Here is a 396-nt window from a genome sequence, read left to right on the forward strand (position 1 = left end):
GGCGACCGGAAAGATGTCGGGCGGGTTGGCGGAGGAAGGGGCCGGGGTAAAGAAGGGCGACGGGCGGTTCGGGATCGAGACCGACAAGGCTGCAATGGAGATCGATGCGCCGGCCAGCGGCGTGCTGCGCGACGTCACCGGCAAGGAAGGCGTCGACATTCCCGTCGGCGCGCCGGTTGCGTGGATTTATGCCGACGATGAAAGTTATGCGCCAATCTCCCCCCTCGAGGGGGAGATGTCGGCAAAGCCGACAGAGGGGGTCGCCTCAGAAGGCATCTCCCAGTCCAGCACCGCCCTGGCGCCGAGCCCGGTCGAGCCGACCCCACCCGACCGGCCTTCGGCCGGCCACCCTCCCCTCGAGGGGGAGGGGAAAGCCTGAGCGACGCCTTTGGCGCG

The 396-nt window shown here is 68.9% G+C and carries 1 pseudogene; it reads left to right on the forward strand.

The annotated features are described in order from the left end of the window. Window positions 1–376: pseudogene (locus ACWTU8_RS33280) on the forward strand (biotin/lipoyl-containing protein); the annotation flags it as partial. Between the last annotated feature and the right edge of the window lie 20 nt (window positions 377–396).

The sequence above is a fragment of the Mesorhizobium sp. BHbdii genome (genome assembly GCF_053848045.1).